Raw genomic sequence first — 16,619 nt, forward strand, 5'->3', positions numbered from 1 at the left:
TCGCCTTTGTAAGAATGGTACTTCTCCTTGGGACGTTTGCCAAACAGTCCAAGCTGATTCATGATTCGCTGGACACGCTTGTGATTTACCAGAAAGCCACGGTTCAGAAGCTCCCGATGTACCCTTCTTACGCCATATCGTTTCCTGTTCTCATTAAAAACGGAAACGATTTCGGACGATAACTCGGCGTTTCGTTCTCTGACTTTATCGATTCTGCCAAGTTCATAATAGTATGTCGACCTAGACAGCTCAATGGCATCCAGCAAATCATTCAGTCTGTGTCCTTCTTTGCGGAGTTTCTGGACGAGCGCAGCTTTTTCGCCTTGAGTTGCGCTGCGCATTTCTCTTCTCTCAAGGCAATCTCTTTTTTTACAACAGCAATCTCCGCTCTCAGACGTTCATTCTCAGCTCTAAGCCGAATCACTTCTTCTCGCTCTGAAGGGGTCAGTTCTGCTGGTACTATTTTCTTCTTCATGGCAGGCTCCTTGGGTGGCCGTCCTTTTTGTTGTGCGACCAATCCCTGATACCCTTTTATTTTATAGCATCTGACCCATTGGCACAAGAGGCCGTCACTGATTCCAGCCGAAATTGCCGTTTCTCTACACGATGCACCGGCCAAAATTTTAGCGATTAGCTCATACTTTTCTTCTGCTGCCCATACTTTATTTTGATTTTTATGTCGCAGTGCTTCTGGACCACAAGCATCTTCTGTTCGAACCCAAATCCGAATTGTATCATGAAATCGTTTTTCGTTTACTCCGTCTGGTGTTTCTGGCCATTTTCCTTGGCGGTACAATTCCACGCACTTTTTCTTGTATTCATAACTATATTTCATAAAATACCCCCAATACTACGTGTCCAGTATTGGGGGTACATATCATTGACGTACAGCCAAGGTCGCCGCTTTTCTTATGGACATTTGCGTTTTTGGGGATGACACGGGAATCTGAACTGCAGCAAGACAAAGCAAAAGAGGATGCATAGGCGGAGGCCATCGGCGGGCAGTCGTTTGTGCAGGCGAATTCGTTGCAGATCCGCTTCAGGAACAGTGTGCGGGGAAAATGAAAAATTTCTCCATTTTGCAAATAAGGAATTGATTTTTGTGCGCAAACGTGCTATGATTGCTGTGAGTTGTACGGACAACTTTGATGAAGGAGGAATACGGAATGCAGAAACAGACCCCGGAAACGGTTACCATTCATGTGGAAAAAGATTTTAAAATTGGCGAGGTGGACCAAAGACTGTTCAGTTCCTTCGCAGAGCATATGGGACGCAGTATTTATACGGGAATTTATGAGCCGGGCCATCCTGCCGCAGATGCCAAGGGATTCCGCACAGATGTGCTGGAGTTGGTTCGGGAGCTCAATCTGTCACATGTTCGCTATCCGGGTGGAAATTTTCTTTCCGGTTATGACTGGAAGGACGGAATTGGGCCGAAGGAAGCGCGTCCTCGGCGGCTCGATCTGGCCTGGAAGAGTATTGAATCCAATCAGGTTGGAATCGATGAGTTTTACGATTGGAGCCGGCTGGCAGGCATCCAGATTATGGGCGGCGTGAATATGGGAACCGGTTCGCCGAAAGATGCGGCAGAACTGGTGGAATATTGCAACTATCCGGGCGGGACGGCGTGGTCTGACCGCCGGATCCAGAACGGACACAAAGATCCGATGGGGATCTCGCTCTGGTGTATCGGAAATGAAATGGATGGCCCGTGGCAGATTGGCCATCTCGACGCGATTGATTACGGCAAAAAGGCGCGGGAAGCCGCAAAAATGATGAAATGGGTCGATGATTCCATTGAAGTTGTGGTGTGCGGAAGCTCGAATGCCGAAATTTCGACGTTCCCGGAATGGGATCGTCAGGTTCTGGAATACACCTATGACGAAGCGGATTATCTATCTATGCATCGGTATTTTGAAAACGAGGGCAATGACCTGGACTTTTTGGCTTCCTTTAAGGATATGGACCAGTTTATTTCTACGCTGGTTGCGACGGTGGATTATGTCAAAGCCGTCAAGCGAAGCAAAAAAACGATCGGCCTTTCGTTTGACGAATGGAATGTCTGGTACCAAAAACGCCAGACGCCGCACGACTGGATGGAGGCGCCGGAACTCATTGAAGACCGGTATACGCTCCTGGATGCGCTTTCTTTCTCCGGCATGTGTATGGCGCTGCTCAACCATGCCGATCGGGTCAAGATTGCTTGCCTGGCGCAGCTGGTGAATGTGATTGCGCCGATCCTCACAGAACGCGGCGGACGCGCGATCCGGCAGACCATTTTCTATCCGTTCCAGTTGTTTTCGAAACACGGACGCGGAACTGCGCTCCGGCCGGTGGTTCATACACCGCTTTTGGAGACCCGCCACGGCGACGCCGAGCAGCTTTATACAAGCGCAGTCCTGCATGAAGACGGAACGCTTTCTCTGTTCTGCCTGAATATCGGAGAAACGGCGCTGCAGGCAGAACTGGATCTGCGCTCCTTTGGCTCTGTGAAACTATGTGCGCATACCCGTCTCAGCGGGGAGGATCTGAATGCAGTGAACACCTTTGACAACCCGTTTGCAGTGGTCCCGCAGCAAATTCCGGTTTCAGAAAAGCCCGCAGCACGGTTTTCGGAACGGATTCCTGCAAGATCGTTTTCCGTGTTTTCGTTTGCTCCGTCGGAAACGCTTTGAGAAGTATCGAGCTCAAAAAGAGCCGCCTTCTGTCCATGGTTTGGATCGGAAGGCGGCTTATTTTTGCGGTGCAATCGGAAGATTACGAGGACCGTGAATCGTAAAACCCAGTCGTGCTGAAACGGGCAGCGGCTTGAAATATCGGCAAAAAATCGGTATAATAAAATTTATCGTCCGGCCTGACAATCGTTCATCCGGGTTTCTACTTCCCGAATTAGGCGAAAGAGCGCTTCCGAAAAGACCGGGTATTCCAAGGACAGGACTTCCGGGGAAAGCGCGGTGACAGAGCCTTTTTGGGAAGGCTTTTTGGGAGCTGCACCCGCATATTCCGCCAAAAGCAATTCCTGAAAATTGGCGGCGGAAATACTCATAGCGGCAGTAGAAAATCCATCGGCAGCAGGTCCGGGGAAAGCAAAAAGCCCATTCGGATTTTTCGGATTCGCGAGATAGAGCGCACGAAACAGCTTATAAATGGCGGCTTCTAAAAAAAGCGTGGCCTCATTGGCGAGCGGTTCATTTTCGTAGGTATGAAGCAGCCCGAAAAGAACATGAACAGAATTGGTCAGAACTTTCTTGTGCAGGCTGGACTGTGTCTCTCCGGACTCGACATTTTCCGGAACAGGGGCAGGCGTCTCGGGGAGGTCTTCGGCTTTTAACACACCGCCCGCGCGGTGCGGCGTCCGGCCAAGCAGATAGTCACAGGAGACTTGGTAAAAATCTGCGGCCCGCACCAGAAAAGCAAGGCCGCATTCCCGGATTCCTTTTTCATAATGCGAGAGAAGCGCCTGCGAAACGCCAAGTTCCTGCGCGGCAGCTTTTTGGCTGAGCCCGCGCTCTTTGCGCAAAAGGGTTAGCATCCGGGGAAAAGAGTTGTTCATCCGTAGGACCTCCGAGTTTTTGATGGGGAATTCGGGCGAAAAACAGTGTGTTTCGAAAAAGAACCTGTTTTATAAACGTATTGTAAAGTATATAACAATTATAACGTTTTGTAAACCGCTAGATATCGTATGTGATACAAGGAGGCAGGGGCAGATTATGAAATCATATGTCATTCATTTGCTGCGGCACGGTACAAGCGAGGGCAATTTGCAAGGGCAGTATATCGGGCGTACGGATTCTCCGCTTTCGGCAGAGGGAAAACGCGCATTGCTGCAGCTGAAGACAGAAGGAAGCTATCCCAAAGCGGACGCCTATTTCAGCAGTCCGCTTTCCCGATGCGTAGACTCTCTGAAAATTCTCTACCCGGAAGCGAAACCGGTTCTGGTTGATGGATTTCGGGAAACTGATTTTGGCGCATGGGAAGGAAAAACCGCGGCGCAGCTGCAGGCGGAAGATCCCCGCTTTTCTGCATGGATGCAGGGAAAGGGAGAGCCGGTTACACCGCCGGGCGGGGAAGACGGCGCAGCCTTTATGCACAGGGTCTGCGCGGCTTTTGAGCAGTTTGTGCAGGACCGGATGCGGGACGGTGTAACAAGCGCGGTTGTGATGACGCATGGCGGCGTCCTGATGACGATTCTTGCGGCGTATGGTTTGCCCCGAGCACGGTTTTACGATTGGATGACCGAGAGCGGCTGCGGCTATTCTCTGCGCATTACGCCGGGCCTTTGGATGCGCTCCATGGTTGCGGAAGTTTATGGGACGCTTCCGGTTTTGCCGGATTCCGGAAAAGCACAGCGGGAATACACCGTGATGGATACAGCCCGTGCGGCTGCCGATCTGCTCTGGCGGGAAACGCCGGAGGAACCGAAAAAAGAGGATTGACAAATTGTCCTAACCGGGCTATGATTAGGATACAATCAGAAAAAGGCAATGAAGGGAATAAGGCAGACGGAAACCCTGCAGAGAGCCGGCGTCGGTGCGAGCCGGTGGGTTGATTTTTGCGAATCGCTCATCCCGGAGCTGCCGCCCCTAAAGCCTGCAGGGCAGGAAGAAGGGCGGACGGGAAGGTCCCGTTATAGACCGGAGTCTTGCTGGAGACTCTCAAGAGGGCTTTCATGAAAGAAAGCTGAATGCGGGTGGTACCGCGGATAACAACGTTTATTCGCCCCGGATGCGTCGAAGGACGGGTCCGGGGATTTTTTTATTGCATTCTAAAATTTTGAGTGTGACTTGGAGGGTTATGAATGAAATCGGGATATCGAAAATATCTTCCGTTTCAGCCGGTGGCTTTGCCAGATCGGAAATGGCCGGACAGAAAAATTGAAAAAGCGCCAGTTTGGTGCAGCGTGGATCTTCGGGACGGCAATCAGGCGCTGGTAAATCCGATGAATTTGGAAGAAAAGCTCTCTTTTTTCCAGATGCTGGTGGAAATTGGCTTCAAAGAAATTGAGGTCGGCTTTCCGGCTGCATCGGAGACGGAGTATGAAATTCTGCGCACGCTGATTGACCGGAATCTCATTCCGGACGACGTGACGATTCAGGTTCTGGTTCAGGCGCGGGAACATCTGATCCGCAAAACGTTTGCCTGCCTGGAAGGCGCGAAAAATGTCATTTTGCATTTTTATAATTCGACTTCGACGCTGCAGAGAAAGGTTGTTTTCCAGTCGGATATGGAAGGCATCATGGAGATTGCGGTAAACGGTGCGCGCCTGGTGCGAAAACTGGGGGAAGAGGCCGCGCAAAAAGGCATGCATATCCGGTACGAATACTCTCCGGAGAGCTTTTCCGGAACAGAGATGGACAATGCCGTCCGAATCTGCGACCGGGTTGCAGAGGAACTGGGCGCAACGCCGCAGAAGAAAGTCATTCTGAATTTACCCAACACCGTGGAATGCAGCCTTCCCAATCATTTTGCAGACCAGGTGGAGTACTTTTGCCGCCATATCCGCTGCAGAGACAGCGCGGTCATCAGCATCCACCCGCATAACGACCGCGGAACAGCCGCAGCCGCAACGGAACTGGGCATTCTGGCAGGCGCCGAACGGGTAGAAGGGACGGTCTTCGGCAACGGGGAGCGCACCGGAAACGCGGATATCATGGTTGCGGCGATGAACCTGTATACGCAGGGAATTGATCCCAAGCTTAATTTTTCCGATATGAATGCGATCCGCGAAGTGTATGAACACTGCACGAAAATGAAGGTGCATGAGCGGCATCCCTATGCAGGAGAACTGGTATTTACGGCGTTTTCCGGATCGCATCAGGATGCTATCAAAAAAGGCGTCGACTACATGCAGGCCCATCATTCCGATTATTGGGAGGTTCCCTATTTGCCGATCGATCCGGCGGATGTCGGCAGGCAGTATGAACCGATTATCCGAATTAACAGCCAGTCCGGAAAAGGCGGCGCGGCGTTCATCATGCAGCATGACTTCGGGTATGTCCTGCCCAAAGCGTTCCATCCGGAATTTGGTGCGCTGGTTAAGGCGGCCTGTGACAAGGCCGGACGGGAATTGCAGCCGAAAGAAATCTTCCAGCTCTTCCACACGGAATATGTGGATGTCCGCTATCCGTACAATCTGAAAACCTATAAACTTTATGAGGAGAACGATGCCCAGAACGAGACACTGGTTCATTTCAGCGGCGTGCTTCGGTTCCGCCACGAAGATCATGCGATTTCCGGAACCGGAAACGGACCGATCGACGCATTTTTCAACGCCTTGCGTACGGTCGGGATCGACGACTATCAATTTATCTCTTACCACGAGCACGCAATTTCCTCCGGCGCAGATTCCAAAGCGCTTTCCTGCATTCAGCTTCGCGCGCCGGATGGCCGGATTGTATTTGGTGTCGGTGTGGATGGAAACATCAGTTTGGCCTCTATCAAAGGCATCATTTGTGCCATTAATCGTTCCAAAACAGAGTAGCCATACAGCGTGATAATAAGCGGAGGTGTTCTTATGAAACAGTATCGAATTGCCGTTCTTCGTGGAGATGGAATTGGGCCGGAAATTGTGGCGCAGGCCATCCGGGTGCTGAATACGGCGGCCGAACGATTCGGATTTTCGGTCTGTTATGAGGCGGCGCTGCTGGGCGGCGCTGCAATTGATGCCTGCGGCGTTCCGCTGCCGGAAGAAACCGTGGCCACCTGCAAAGCATCGGATGCGGTGCTGCTCGGCGCGGTAGGCGGCGCGAAATGGGATACGCTGCCCGGTAACTGCCGGCCGGAAGCGGGCTTGCTAGGCATCCGGAAAGCACTCGGCTTATTTGCAAATCTGCGTCCGGCACAAATTTTTCCCGCACTGCGCAGTGCGTCACCGTTGCGCCCCGAGATCATCGGGGAGTCTTTGAATGTCATGGTAGTCCGCGAACTGACGGGCGGCATTTATTTTGGAGAGCGCGGCCGCACAACAAAGCAGGGCGTCCCGGCAGCCTATGATACGGAACTTTATACGGTTCCGGAAATCGAACGGATTGCCGTGCGTGCGTTTGAAATTGCAGGTAAGCGGCAAGGGCGTGTGTGCAGCGTCGATAAAGCCAATGTGCTGGAATCTTCCAGACTCTGGAGAGAAACCGTGTCGCGCATCGGCCGCGAGCAGTTTCCGGAAATTGCGCTGGAGCACATGTATGTCGACAACTGTGCGATGCAGCTGGTGTGCAATCCGACGCGATTTGACGTCATTGTAACGTCGAATCTTTTTGGAGATATCCTTTCAGATGAGGCTTCCATGATCAGCGGGTCGATCGGCATGCTGCCGTCTGCGAGCCTTGGAAGCGGACACGGCGGCCTTTTTGAGCCGGTACACGGTTCTGCACCGGATATCGCAGGAACTGATACCGCAAACCCAATGGCGACTGTGCTTTCGGTAGCGATGCTTTTGACCTACTCGCTCGGAGAGCAGGAAGCAGGCGCCGCAATAGAAGCTGCTGTGCATGAGGCGCTTGCCGTCGCCCGGACAGCGGATCTTGCTGTAGAGGGTCTTCCGGTGGTCGGCTGTACAGAGATGGGAACAATTCTTTGCAAAATCCTGAAAAAATGATTGAAACCCGGGGACAAACGTGTTATAATAAATTTTGTCCCTAATAACCGCCCGTGGCGAAGCTGGATATCGCAGCAGATTCCGATTCTGAAGGCCGGGGGTTCGAATCCCTCCGGGCGGGCCAAGCAAAAAGCGCATTAGAAAGCCATTTTTCTGGCTTTTTGGTGCGCTTTTGTGTTTGAGGTGCAAACTGTGGCTTTGATATACACACGGGTGGGTCAACGTGTGGGTCAGATTCAGGCGTTCCGAAACGGGAAGATGAAGAACGAGGTGTATGCGGAATGCCATATCAGAATCTGTAACTGCGTTCTCAACATTTTCATTTGATGGCAAGGCGTTGATTTCACGCACATCAGCTATTCGCTGACGGCTTCTCATTTCATCATGGTAGAGGTTCTTTGCTGTGGAGCAGAGCCATGTCAATTCATCTGACTTACCTTTGAATTGTGATGTTGTAGAAACAGCTTTATAGAATGTGTTCAGCGTGATTTCCTCTGCTATCTCACGATTTTTAGCAAGAGAAATCGTATAGGAGTATACCTGCAAATAGAAGGCTTTATAAAGTTTTTCATAGTCCATACTTATCATCACCTCCTTCAACTTCATAGGTTAGACGGAGAAATCGGAATTTCGTTACAAAGAAATTTGAATTATTTTATACCTTTACGTTACTCCTGCTTTCCGCGGACTATTGGTAGACGTGCATTAGCGGCAAGCAAAGAGATTGCTGTGTCAGTTTGATATGTTCAAATGCTAATTAAGCATAGCGTATAGCCACGATTTTTTCTATTATGTTCGCCTTGCTTCGGAATAGTGGCAAGGCTGGCTATCCTTGCCTCGTTTTTGTGATTCTCTATCGTACATGAGCATTAATGGCCGGTTTCAAACTCTAAAAAATCAGGGAAACAGCCCAGCGTAACGGACAGAATGCGCGAACCATGCGCCTTTATAAATTCGTAATAATTTGTTGTCATAAATTTCACGCTTTATCTGTTTCCCTGTTACAAACAGCCGGTATGATATAGATGTTCCAAAAAACACAACAATGTATGCCACCTAATGAATCCTGCCGGCGCTGCCGGGCCTGGACGGAATACCGATCCGGCAGCAGGGCAGACCAACAATTCCTCTTTTCAGAGTTTTTCATATGTTTCCCTCCTTTATGAAGCACGCCCGGCCCCCCGGGTGTGTTTTGTTTTTGGCCAAAATCAAGGCGGCATCAAACACGTGAACTGGGTATGCTGAAAACGGCCTCCCGCAGCAAGAACTGCAGGAGGCCGTTTTTTACAGAAGGGTTTATAGGGAAAGCTGCACAAGTTCGCTGAAATCCTCCATGCGGAAGACTGTTACCGCATGATCGGTAAAAACGTAGAAATCTTCATCCGCATAAACGCCGCGGGTATCCCCGGCGCTCCAGTCGAGATCCCCTTCGACAGTTGCTTTGGGATAAAATCCGGTTTTAGTCGAGTAGCCGTAAATCGCATATCCGTTTTCGGCGGGAAATGCGATCAGGTCGCGCTCCGGTGCGATGAGAATCGCTTTGTGATTGTAGAGCGCTTCTGACCAATCGCTCTCCAGATACATTGTGTGCAGTTCGGTGACGTTGTAAGGGTCAGAGGTGTCAAACATGGAAAGCTTTAGACCGTTTGTAATGCCGGTTTCCTCGTCGGCATCCATACCCAGCCCGAACAGAAGGCCGTTTCCATAGACATGCAGATAAGAAGAAAATCCCGGGATTTTTAGCTTGCCCATGATTTTCGGCTCTTCCGGATTGCGCAGATCGACCGAGAAAAGGGGATCTGTTTCCCGGAAGGTGACAAAATACCCGGTTTCTCCGGCAAACCGGACGGAGTACACCCGTTCATCTTCAGCCAGGCCTTCAATTTTTCCGATGGTTTTCAGGGAGGCGTCCAAAACATAAAGGGCGTTTTCCTGTACGTCACGGTCTGCCTGATAGTTTACCCAGCCGTGTTTGGAATCGGTATAGGTGCGGTAGGTGTTTTCGTCCTGCGTGGTAACAACCCGGAGATTGCCCTCATATTCGTCCATTGCAAACTGGTTGAGCAGATAGCCGGGAACTTCGCCCTCTGCTTCGGGTGCGATGTTGCCGTCCTGTAAGGAGAACCGCAGAAGCTCTGTGTGCGAAGAATCCTTGTATTCCTGAACGTCGTATCCATCTTCGGTGTAGGCGTCGCCTTCTTCCGTATCGTAGATGGTGCGTGAAAAATAGAGATTATTCTGACTCATATAGAATTCGGTGCCGCCGCCGAGAACGGATTGATTGCTGATAAGCGAGCAGTCTGAAAGGCGGATGGCAGAAATGACCGTATACTGTGTGCTGTCCGGTTCCGGTACAATATAGATGCATCCGGCGTCGATGGGGTGTTCGGTTCCGTTTTCCTCAATACAGGGAACGTAGGTTTCCGGTTTCGTTTCGACCGGTTTGCCGTCTTTTGCGTCATTGGAGATCAGATAAAGAACGCCGTCCAGGATGCGGGAAGTCAGGTAGGAGCCGTCCTGTTTGAATTTTGCGGAAAGCGTCGGCGCCGTTCGGTCGGAAACGTCATACACGGAAACGGCAGTGGCGGTGTCAGAACTGTAGGCGCTGTCGCCTGTTCCCTCATCCCACCAGTCGGAATAACGCCAGGTGCTTTTGACGACTGCGACCGCATTTCCGTTTTCGATGAGATAGATCGCGCAAGCGTCATCAGTGCTTAGAAACGATCCGCCGTTTAGCTCTTCGTTGCAGGAACCATCTGCGACTTGTGTCTGGGAGAGCAGTTTGGTGTCTTTTCCCTCGCAGGAGAGAATGGAGAGCACGTTGTTTTCCAGACGATAGAGGTATTTTCCGTCGGTTTTGACCGAATCCCCTTCGTCAATGCCTTCTACCTGGACATTGGTTTCCGAATAATCGGCAGACGAATCCGTGGCGGCTTCGGCAGCGCCATCCATGGGGACGTCCTTGTCTTCTGAGACAGCCGTTTTGGGAGCTGCCTCTGCGGCTTCGGCAGAAGAGAGGGCGCCGCCCTCGGTTCCATAGGCAAGATGACTGTTATAGGAGATGTTTGAAAAAATGTCGTAAACTTCGTCATATGCGGAGAGCCCGGAAACCGATTCGGTGTTGACCGGTCGGGGCTCCGATGCGGGTTTGCGGAGCATCAGGATGCCCTTTACGGCGAAAATGCCGGAACAGAGAATCAATAAGCAGGCGAAAGCAGCGCCTGCAGCTTTCCAAATTCGGATCGTTTGCCGTGTGTGCCGGCTTTGCAGGGACGCTTTTCCGGAAGCCTGCGTTTCGCGCAAAGTGGATAAGATACGGGCACGGGTTTCCGGCGTCGGCCGAATCCGCGCATTGTCTGCTTTGTAGGCATCTTTAAACATCGTCGTACACTCCTTTCAATTCCGTGCGGAGCTGTGCGCGTGCGCGGTGTAGCTGGGAACGGACAGTGGATTCTTTTTGCGAGAGAATGCTTGCAATCTCTGCGGTGGTGTATTCTTCATAATAAAACAGATGGACGACCGTACGGTATTTCGGCGCAAGTTTTAAAACTGCATCATAGACCTCGCTTTTTTCCTGCATTTCAGTCTGGAGCGAGTCGTCGAGCGGGACGCTCCTGCGGAACCATGCAGAGCTGAAAAGAGAGTTTGTGCGGTTGACTGTGGTGCGGATCAGCCAGGCCTTGCAGTGTTCTTCGCTTGCAAAGTTGGGCGCAAAGCGAAGATACCGCACCAAGACATCCTGCAGAATGTCGTCGGCGTCATACCGATTTTTGGTGCGGACAAAAGCCAGCCGGTAGATCATGTCGCCGTACCGGTCAAAAACAGCCTCCACGCTGTTGCTGCCCGGTGTGTCCAGGGGAATGCGATCGATCGATTCGTTCATGTTTGACCCCTCCATGTTCGAAATACCGCGCAAGATGCAGAATTGTTGCAAAGAACAGGCAATTTTCCAAGGAATTCTGTCTCTATCATATCGGAAGCGGAAAATGGCGTCAAGATTTTGGACTTGATTTGATGTAGATTATAAGGTGACATATGCAAGTGGCTTTTTGTGTCTTTGAATGGCGCAGAGAGCTACTTTTTGTTTTTAATACAAACAAAAAGTGACTTGCGTTTTTTGAGGAAACTGTAAAGGAAAGAAATGAAAGGGGATGCTATTCTAAAATAAGGATGGTGGTTTGATGAATCTTGGCGAACGCATAGCGGCATTGCGAGAAGACAGCGATTTGACGCAAAGTGAATTGGGAAAAGAGGTTCATATTAGCCGTTCTGCAATTGCGGGTTATGAATCGGGAAGTACCCAGCCTTCTTATCCCGTCTTACTGGAAATTGCAGATTTTTTTGATGTCAGCCTGGACTACTTGTTTGGCCGGACAAAGCTGCGATGCAGCACGAGGCTGCTTGCAAAGCGGCTGCAAGGGGAAGAGACCCAGATGCTGTTTGACGAATTGTTTTCCCTGTGTGAAGAGGATCGAGATACCGCGATTCGGGTCATTCGCGCCTTGGCGCGCAGCAGACAGCAGGAAAAGTCGGAATAAAGAAACGGATGCGGCGTGGCGTTGTCCATGCCGCGTTTTTGTGTATCGAAAGGGAGAGGCTTTTTTATGAAAAAACGAAATTGCGGCATCGCGCTGCTCCTTTGCGTGCTTCTGGCGCTTTTGCCTGCGTGCGACCTGGTGGAAGAGATTTCCCAGGATTCGTACGGCTGGGTGCCGGACGGTGCGTCCTTTTCTGCATACTTTATTGATGTCGGACAGGCAGATTGCATTTTGCTGACCTGCGGCGGAGAGAATATGCTGATTGATGCGGGAAACAATGACGATGGACCGGTGATTCTCGATACGCTTTCCGCTGCCGGCGTTTCACACCTGACGTATGCCGTCGGAACGCATGGGCACGAGGATCATATCGGCGCAATGGACGATGTGCTCCGTGCAGTGGAGACGGACGTTTTGCTGCTTTCTCCGCAGGAGGCGGATACAAAAGTGTACCGCGACGTCCTGACTGCCGCCGACGAGACCGAAACAGAGCACCGCGATGTGATGGCCGGGGATTCTTTTTCGCTGGGAGACGCGTCCGTGACAGTACTTGCACCGCAGGAGGAATCCTACAGCGACATCAACGAGAGCTCCGTCGTGCTTCGGGTCGTTTTTGGAAAGACCGCTTTTCTCTTTACCGGAGACGCAGGCAGAGAAAGTGAAGAAGAAATGCTTGCATCCAAAGAAACGCTCTCTGCGGATGTATTAAAAGTCGGGCATCATGGCAGCCGCGGCTCCACAACCTATCCGTTTTTGCGGGAAGTCTTTCCGGAATATGCGGTAATCCAGTGCGGAGCAGGCAACGATTACGGCCATCCGCATGAAGAAACGATGAGTCGTCTCAGCGATGCCGGCGTGACGGTCTACCGGACAGACGTTCAGGGAACAGTGGTTGTACAGAGCGACGGACAGACGCTGACCTTTACAACCGAAACGGAAATTGCACCGACAGCTGCGGCCCGGGAACGCGCGGATGCCGAAGCGGAAGGCGTCCAATACATCGGGAATTTAAAATCTAAAAAGTTCCATACGCCGGACTGCACCGGCCTTCCTGCCGAGGAAAACCGAATTTATTTCCCCAGTCGGGAGGCTGCAAAAGAAGCGGGGTATGCACCCTGCGGAAAATGCAAACCCTGATCGGCAGTTCGCCGATTCTGCCGGCCTTCCGCGCTGAATATACTGTATCGAAAGCGGATTAGCCGAATCTGATACAAAAGGGGGAGGCGCGATGGGCTGCAAATTTTCGGATCTTCGGCGGAAAGAGGTTATTAACATTAAAGACGGGTCAAAATACGGATATGTCAGCGATGTGGAGGTTGACACGGAAAACGCCCGGCTCTGTGCGATTATCGTTTATGGCAGGCTGCGCTGTTTCGGAATCTTGGGGCGCGAGGAGGATTACGTGATCCGTTGGGAGGATATTCAAATGATCGGGGACGACACGATTTTGGTGAATTGCCGTTTGGCGCTGCACCGCAAAAAACGCCAGGGCGGATTTTTCTCCGGGCTGTTTTCCGGCGGATGACAGCATGCAGACAGCACGAGATCCGATTTTTTGGGGCGTGCTTTTTCCGTCCTTGGATCCAATGCGGAAAAGAAGCAAAATTTACGTGGAATCTACGAAATCTGCCCGTGCAAAAGCAGAAAAAATCCTTGCAAAAGGCGGATTTCTATGGTATAATACGAAAGCGTTTGATGCGAAAAACACACGCACCCGCTTTGGCGGATTGGTGCCCGAAAGGGTTTTCCGTCTGTGAAGGGCGGTGCGGAGGAACAACCAAAGGAGGACATTCAAATGGCAGTAGTATCAATGAAACAGCTTTTGGAGGCCGGCGTCCATTTCGGCCACCAGACCAGAAGATGGAACCCGAAAATGGCACCGTACATTTTCACGGAGCGCAACGGGATTTACATCATCGACCTGCAGAAGACCGTTCGCAAACTGGAAGATGCGTACAACTTTGTCCGCGACCTTTCCATGGAAGGCAAATCGGTTCTGTTTGTCGGAACGAAAAAGCAGGCACAGGCTTCCGTGAAGGAAGAGGCAGAGCGCGCAGGTGCGTTTTATGTCAATGCCCGTTGGCTGGGCGGCATGCTCACAAACTTCCGCACCATCCGCCGCAGAGTCGAACGCCTGTATCAGCTGCGTAAAATGGAAGAAGACGGCACGTTTGATCTGCTCCCGAAGAAGGAAGTTATCAAACTGCGGTTGGAAATTGAAAAACTCGAGAAATTCCTCGGCGGCGTAACCGAAATGCGGCAGCTTCCGGGCGCGCTCTTCATTGTGGATCCGCGCAAGGAACGCATTGCAGTTGCCGAAGCGAAGAAACTCGGTATTCCGATCGTCGCAATCGTCGACACCAACTGCGATCCGGATGAGATCGACTATGTGATCCCGGGCAACGACGACGCCATCCGTGCGGTAAAGCTGATTTCCAGCGCGGTTGCCAATGCAATCATTGAAGGCCGCGAGGGCCGTATGGGCGCTGCTGCAGAAGAAGCAGAGGCCGCTGAGGCTGAGGAAGCTGCAGAGGCTGCTGAATAAGCATTTGCATCGGAAGTGTAAGTCCGCCGGTACAGCCGAAGCCGGCTGACGGCGGACTTTTATAGAGAGAATATAAAAGAATCGGAGGAAATAGGAATGGCATCATTTACAGCGAAAGACGTTGCTGCGCTGCGCGAGAAGACCGGCTGCGGCATGATGGATTGCAAAAAAGCATTGACACAGTCGAACGGCGATATGGAAGCCGCGATCGATTTTCTGAGAGAAAAAGGCCTTGCTGCTGCGACGAAAAAAGCTGGCAGAATCGCTGCGGAAGGTATGGCGTATGCATTCGTCGCAGATTGCGGCAATGTTGCGGTAGCGATCGAAGTGAACGCAGAGACGGACTTTGTTGCGAAGAACGCAGAGTTCAAAGCGTTTGTTGAGACTTGTGCCCAGACGGTTGCAAAACAGAATCCGGCCGATGTTGAGGCGCTGCTTGCCTGTAAGGCAGAAGGTTCTGAGCAGACTGTTGACGCGTTGCTGAAAGAGAAAATTTTGACGATCGGCGAGAACATCAAGGTTCGCCGCTTTGAGCGTTTTGAAGGTGCGGTAACCGCATATATTCACGCTGCTGGCCGAATCGGCGTTATTGTCAAGTTTGACACCACGCCGGAAATCGCTGCAACAGAAGGCTTCAAAGAGTATGCAAAGAACGTTGCGATGCAGGTTGCTGCGGCAAATCCGTCCTATGTCAACGAAGCGGCTGTTCCGGCTGAGGTCGTGGAGCACGAGAAGAAGATCCTCACCGAGCAGGTCATCAACGATGGCAAGCCGGCTGCAATTGCAGAGAAGATTGTCATGGGCCGTATCGGCAAATTCTTCAAGGAAATCTGCCTGACCGACCAGGCGTACGTGAAGGATCCGGATATTTCGGTACAGAAATATACCGAGAACGTCGCAAAAGAACTGGGCGGCTCGATTGCAATTTCTGCGTTTGCCCGTTTTGAAAAGGGCGAAGGCCTTGAGAAGCGTTCGGACAACTTTGCAGATGAAGTTGCCAGCATGATTAAATAAGAACCGCAAACGAAATGTTTGCTGTTGCAAATAAAAAGCAGATCAAAATGATATGTACCCCCAATACTGGACACGTAGTATTGGGGGTATTTTATGAAATATAGTTATGAATACAAGAAAAAGTGCGTGGAATTGTACCGCCAAGGAAAATGGCCAGAAACACCAGACGGAGTAAACGAAAAACGATTTCATGATACAATTCGGATTTGGGTTCGAACAGAAGATGCTTGTGGTCCAGAAGCACTGCGACATAAAAATCAAAATAAAGTATGGGCAGCAGAAGAAAAGTATGAGCTAATCGCTAAAATTTTGGCCGGTGCATCGTGTAGAGAAACGGCAATTTCGGCTGGAATCAGTGACGGCCTCTTGTGCCAATGGGTCAGATGCTATAAAATAAAAGGGTATCAGGGATTGGTCGCACAACAAAAAGGACGGCCACCCAAGGAGCCTGCCATGAAGAAGAAAATAGTACCAGCAGAACTGACCCCTTCAGAGCGAGAAGAAGTGATTCGGCTTAGAGCTGAGAATGAACGTCTGAGAGCGGAGATTGCTGTTGTAAAAAAAGAGATTGCCTTGAGAGAAGAGAAATGCGCAGCGCAACTCAAGGCGAAAAAGCTGCGCTCGTCCAGAAACTCCGCAAAGAAGGACACAGACTGAATGATTTGCTGGAGGCCATTGAGCTGTCTAGGTCGACATACTATTATGAACTTGGCAGAATCGATAAAGTCAGAGAACGAAACGCCGAGTTATCGTCCGAAATCGTTTCCGTTTTTAATGAGAACAGGAAACGATATGGCGTAAGAAGGGTACATCGGGAGCTTCTGAACCGTGGCTTTCTGGTAAATCACAAGCGTGTCCAGCGAATCATGAATCAGCTTGGACTGTTTGGCAAACGTCCCAAGGAGAAGTACCATTCTTACAAAGGCGA

At 51.1% G+C, this 16,619-nt stretch carries 16 protein-coding genes, 1 tRNA gene, 1 pseudogene and 1 other annotated feature; of the genes and pseudogenes, 12 read left to right on the forward strand and 6 right to left on the reverse strand.

Annotation, left to right across the window (positions count from 1 at the left end; genetic code table 11):
- Both IAG03_RS14640 and IAG03_RS13315 read right to left on the reverse strand, forming a co-directional pair.
- On the reverse strand, positions 1-341 hold a 341-nt coding region (locus IAG03_RS14640; protein WP_430472468.1), incomplete at its 3' end, for an IS3 family transposase.
- Positions 272-835: a transposase gene (locus IAG03_RS13315; protein ID WP_249320567.1), complete on the reverse strand. Its 564-nt coding sequence runs from the start codon at positions 833-835 to the stop codon at positions 272-274. The genes IAG03_RS13315 and IAG03_RS14640, both read right to left, overlap by 70 nt.
- Before the next feature lie 331 nt (positions 836-1,166).
- Here IAG03_RS13315 and arfA point away from each other — a divergent pair, with 331 nt between their 5' ends.
- A complete protein-coding gene (gene arfA, locus IAG03_RS13320; RefSeq protein ID WP_249320569.1) occupies positions 1,167-2,675 on the forward strand; it encodes an arabinosylfuranosidase ArfA in 1,509 nt (502 codons plus the stop codon).
- Between the two features lie 167 nt (positions 2,676-2,842).
- Here the strand turns inward: arfA and IAG03_RS13325 are convergent, their stop codons facing one another.
- Positions 2,843-3,553 (reverse strand): helix-turn-helix domain-containing protein, encoded by a 711-nt coding sequence (locus IAG03_RS13325; protein ID WP_249320570.1) that lies wholly within the window; start codon positions 3,551-3,553, stop codon positions 2,843-2,845.
- A gap of 157 nt (positions 3,554-3,710) precedes the next feature.
- Between IAG03_RS13325 and IAG03_RS13330 the strand changes: the two genes are divergently transcribed.
- The 4 genes from IAG03_RS13330 (at position 3,711) to IAG03_RS13345 (ending at position 7,718) form a co-directional block, all read left to right on the forward strand.
- Entirely contained in the window at positions 3,711-4,436 is a 726-nt protein-coding gene (locus IAG03_RS13330; protein ID WP_249320571.1) for a histidine phosphatase family protein, read from the forward strand.
- Positions 4,437-4,475: 39 nt separating this feature from the next.
- Positions 4,476-4,727 (forward strand) — a binding site (T-box leader).
- 71 nt (positions 4,728-4,798) lie between these two features.
- Positions 4,799-6,481: a 2-isopropylmalate synthase gene (gene leuA, locus IAG03_RS13335; protein ID WP_249320572.1), complete on the forward strand. Its 1,683-nt coding sequence runs from the start codon at positions 4,799-4,801 to the stop codon at positions 6,479-6,481.
- A 33-nt stretch (positions 6,482-6,514) separates the two neighbouring features.
- Positions 6,515-7,594 (forward strand): 3-isopropylmalate dehydrogenase, encoded by a 1,080-nt coding sequence (leuB, locus tag IAG03_RS13340; RefSeq protein WP_249320573.1) that lies wholly within the window; start codon positions 6,515-6,517, stop codon positions 7,592-7,594.
- A 47-nt stretch (positions 7,595-7,641) separates the two neighbouring features.
- Positions 7,642-7,718 (forward strand) — tRNA-Arg (locus IAG03_RS13345).
- Positions 7,719-7,852: 134 nt separating this feature from the next.
- Here IAG03_RS13345 and IAG03_RS14445 read toward each other — a convergent pair.
- The 3 genes and pseudogenes from IAG03_RS14445 to IAG03_RS13360 form a co-directional block, all read right to left on the reverse strand.
- A pseudogene (locus tag IAG03_RS14445) lies at positions 7,853-8,200 on the reverse strand (RNA polymerase sigma factor); the annotation flags it as partial.
- 690 nt (positions 8,201-8,890) lie between these two features.
- On the reverse strand, positions 8,891-10,975 hold the full coding sequence (locus IAG03_RS13355) for a beta-propeller domain-containing protein (protein ID WP_249320575.1): 2,085 nt from the start codon (positions 10,973-10,975) through the stop codon (positions 8,891-8,893).
- Complete coding sequence (locus tag IAG03_RS13360; protein WP_249320577.1) at positions 10,968-11,477, reverse strand: RNA polymerase sigma factor; 510 nt, start codon at positions 11,475-11,477, stop codon at positions 10,968-10,970. Before IAG03_RS13360 ends, IAG03_RS13355 begins: the two co-directional genes overlap by 8 nt.
- A 298-nt stretch (positions 11,478-11,775) precedes the next feature.
- On the opposite strand from IAG03_RS13360, the gene IAG03_RS13365 reads away from it, so the two are divergent.
- From IAG03_RS13365 to IAG03_RS14645, 7 genes are all read left to right on the forward strand, one after another.
- Positions 11,776-12,132, forward strand: a complete 357-nt coding sequence (locus IAG03_RS13365) for a helix-turn-helix domain-containing protein (RefSeq protein ID WP_249320579.1) — start codon at positions 11,776-11,778, stop codon at positions 12,130-12,132.
- Between the two features lie 66 nt (positions 12,133-12,198).
- Complete coding sequence (locus tag IAG03_RS13370; RefSeq protein ID WP_249320580.1) at positions 12,199-13,269, forward strand: ComEC/Rec2 family competence protein; 1,071 nt, start codon at positions 12,199-12,201, stop codon at positions 13,267-13,269.
- Between the two features lie 91 nt (positions 13,270-13,360).
- Positions 13,361-13,657, forward strand: coding sequence for a YlmC/YmxH family sporulation protein (locus IAG03_RS13375; RefSeq protein ID WP_249320582.1), 297 nt, complete (start codon positions 13,361-13,363; stop codon positions 13,655-13,657).
- A 270-nt stretch (positions 13,658-13,927) separates the two neighbouring features.
- Positions 13,928-14,677, forward strand: coding sequence for a 30S ribosomal protein S2 (rpsB, locus tag IAG03_RS13380; RefSeq protein ID WP_249320584.1), 750 nt, complete (start codon positions 13,928-13,930; stop codon positions 14,675-14,677).
- Between the two features lie 96 nt (positions 14,678-14,773).
- A complete protein-coding gene (gene tsf, locus IAG03_RS13385; RefSeq protein WP_249320585.1) occupies positions 14,774-15,691 on the forward strand; it encodes a translation elongation factor Ts in 918 nt (305 codons plus the stop codon).
- Between the two features lie 93 nt (positions 15,692-15,784).
- Positions 15,785-16,348, forward strand: coding sequence for a transposase (locus IAG03_RS13390; protein ID WP_249320567.1), 564 nt, complete (start codon positions 15,785-15,787; stop codon positions 16,346-16,348).
- Positions 16,279-16,619, forward strand: a 341-nt coding sequence (locus tag IAG03_RS14645) for an IS3 family transposase (RefSeq protein WP_430472469.1), incomplete at its 3' end; no start/stop codon positions are given. The genes IAG03_RS13390 and IAG03_RS14645, both read left to right, overlap by 70 nt.

The organism is Yeguia hominis (genome assembly GCF_014384705.1).
In the GTDB taxonomy this organism is placed as follows: Bacteria; Bacillota; Clostridia; order Oscillospirales; family Acutalibacteraceae; genus Yeguia; species Yeguia hominis.

Bases quoted from the DNA above. Each gene is read 5' to 3' on its own strand.
- IAG03_RS13365 (WP_249320579.1), top strand. From the start codon at position 11,776: ATGAATCTTGGCGAACGCATAGCGGCATTGCGAGAAGACAGCGATTTG.
- IAG03_RS13370 (WP_249320580.1), top strand. From the start codon at position 12,199: ATGAAAAAACGAAATTGCGGCATCGCGCTGCTCCTTTGCGTGCTTCTG.
- IAG03_RS13325 (WP_249320570.1), bottom strand. From the start codon at position 3,553: ATGAACAACTCTTTTCCCCGGATGCTAACCCTTTTGCGCAAAGAGCGC.
- arfA (WP_249320569.1), top strand. From the start codon at position 1,167: ATGCAGAAACAGACCCCGGAAACGGTTACCATTCATGTGGAAAAAGAT.
- IAG03_RS13390 (WP_249320567.1), top strand. From the start codon at position 15,785: ATGAAATATAGTTATGAATACAAGAAAAAGTGCGTGGAATTGTACCGC.
- leuB (WP_249320573.1), top strand. From the start codon at position 6,515: ATGAAACAGTATCGAATTGCCGTTCTTCGTGGAGATGGAATTGGGCCG.
- IAG03_RS13375 (WP_249320582.1), top strand. From the start codon at position 13,361: ATGGGCTGCAAATTTTCGGATCTTCGGCGGAAAGAGGTTATTAACATT.
- IAG03_RS13315 (WP_249320567.1), bottom strand. From the start codon at position 835: ATGAAATATAGTTATGAATACAAGAAAAAGTGCGTGGAATTGTACCGC.
- IAG03_RS13360 (WP_249320577.1), bottom strand. From the start codon at position 11,477: ATGAACGAATCGATCGATCGCATTCCCCTGGACACACCGGGCAGCAAC.
- leuA (WP_249320572.1), top strand. From the start codon at position 4,799: ATGAAATCGGGATATCGAAAATATCTTCCGTTTCAGCCGGTGGCTTTG.
- IAG03_RS13355 (WP_249320575.1), bottom strand. From the start codon at position 10,975: ATGTTTAAAGATGCCTACAAAGCAGACAATGCGCGGATTCGGCCGACG.
- tsf (WP_249320585.1), top strand. From the start codon at position 14,774: ATGGCATCATTTACAGCGAAAGACGTTGCTGCGCTGCGCGAGAAGACC.
- rpsB (WP_249320584.1), top strand. From the start codon at position 13,928: ATGGCAGTAGTATCAATGAAACAGCTTTTGGAGGCCGGCGTCCATTTC.
- IAG03_RS13330 (WP_249320571.1), top strand. From the start codon at position 3,711: ATGAAATCATATGTCATTCATTTGCTGCGGCACGGTACAAGCGAGGGC.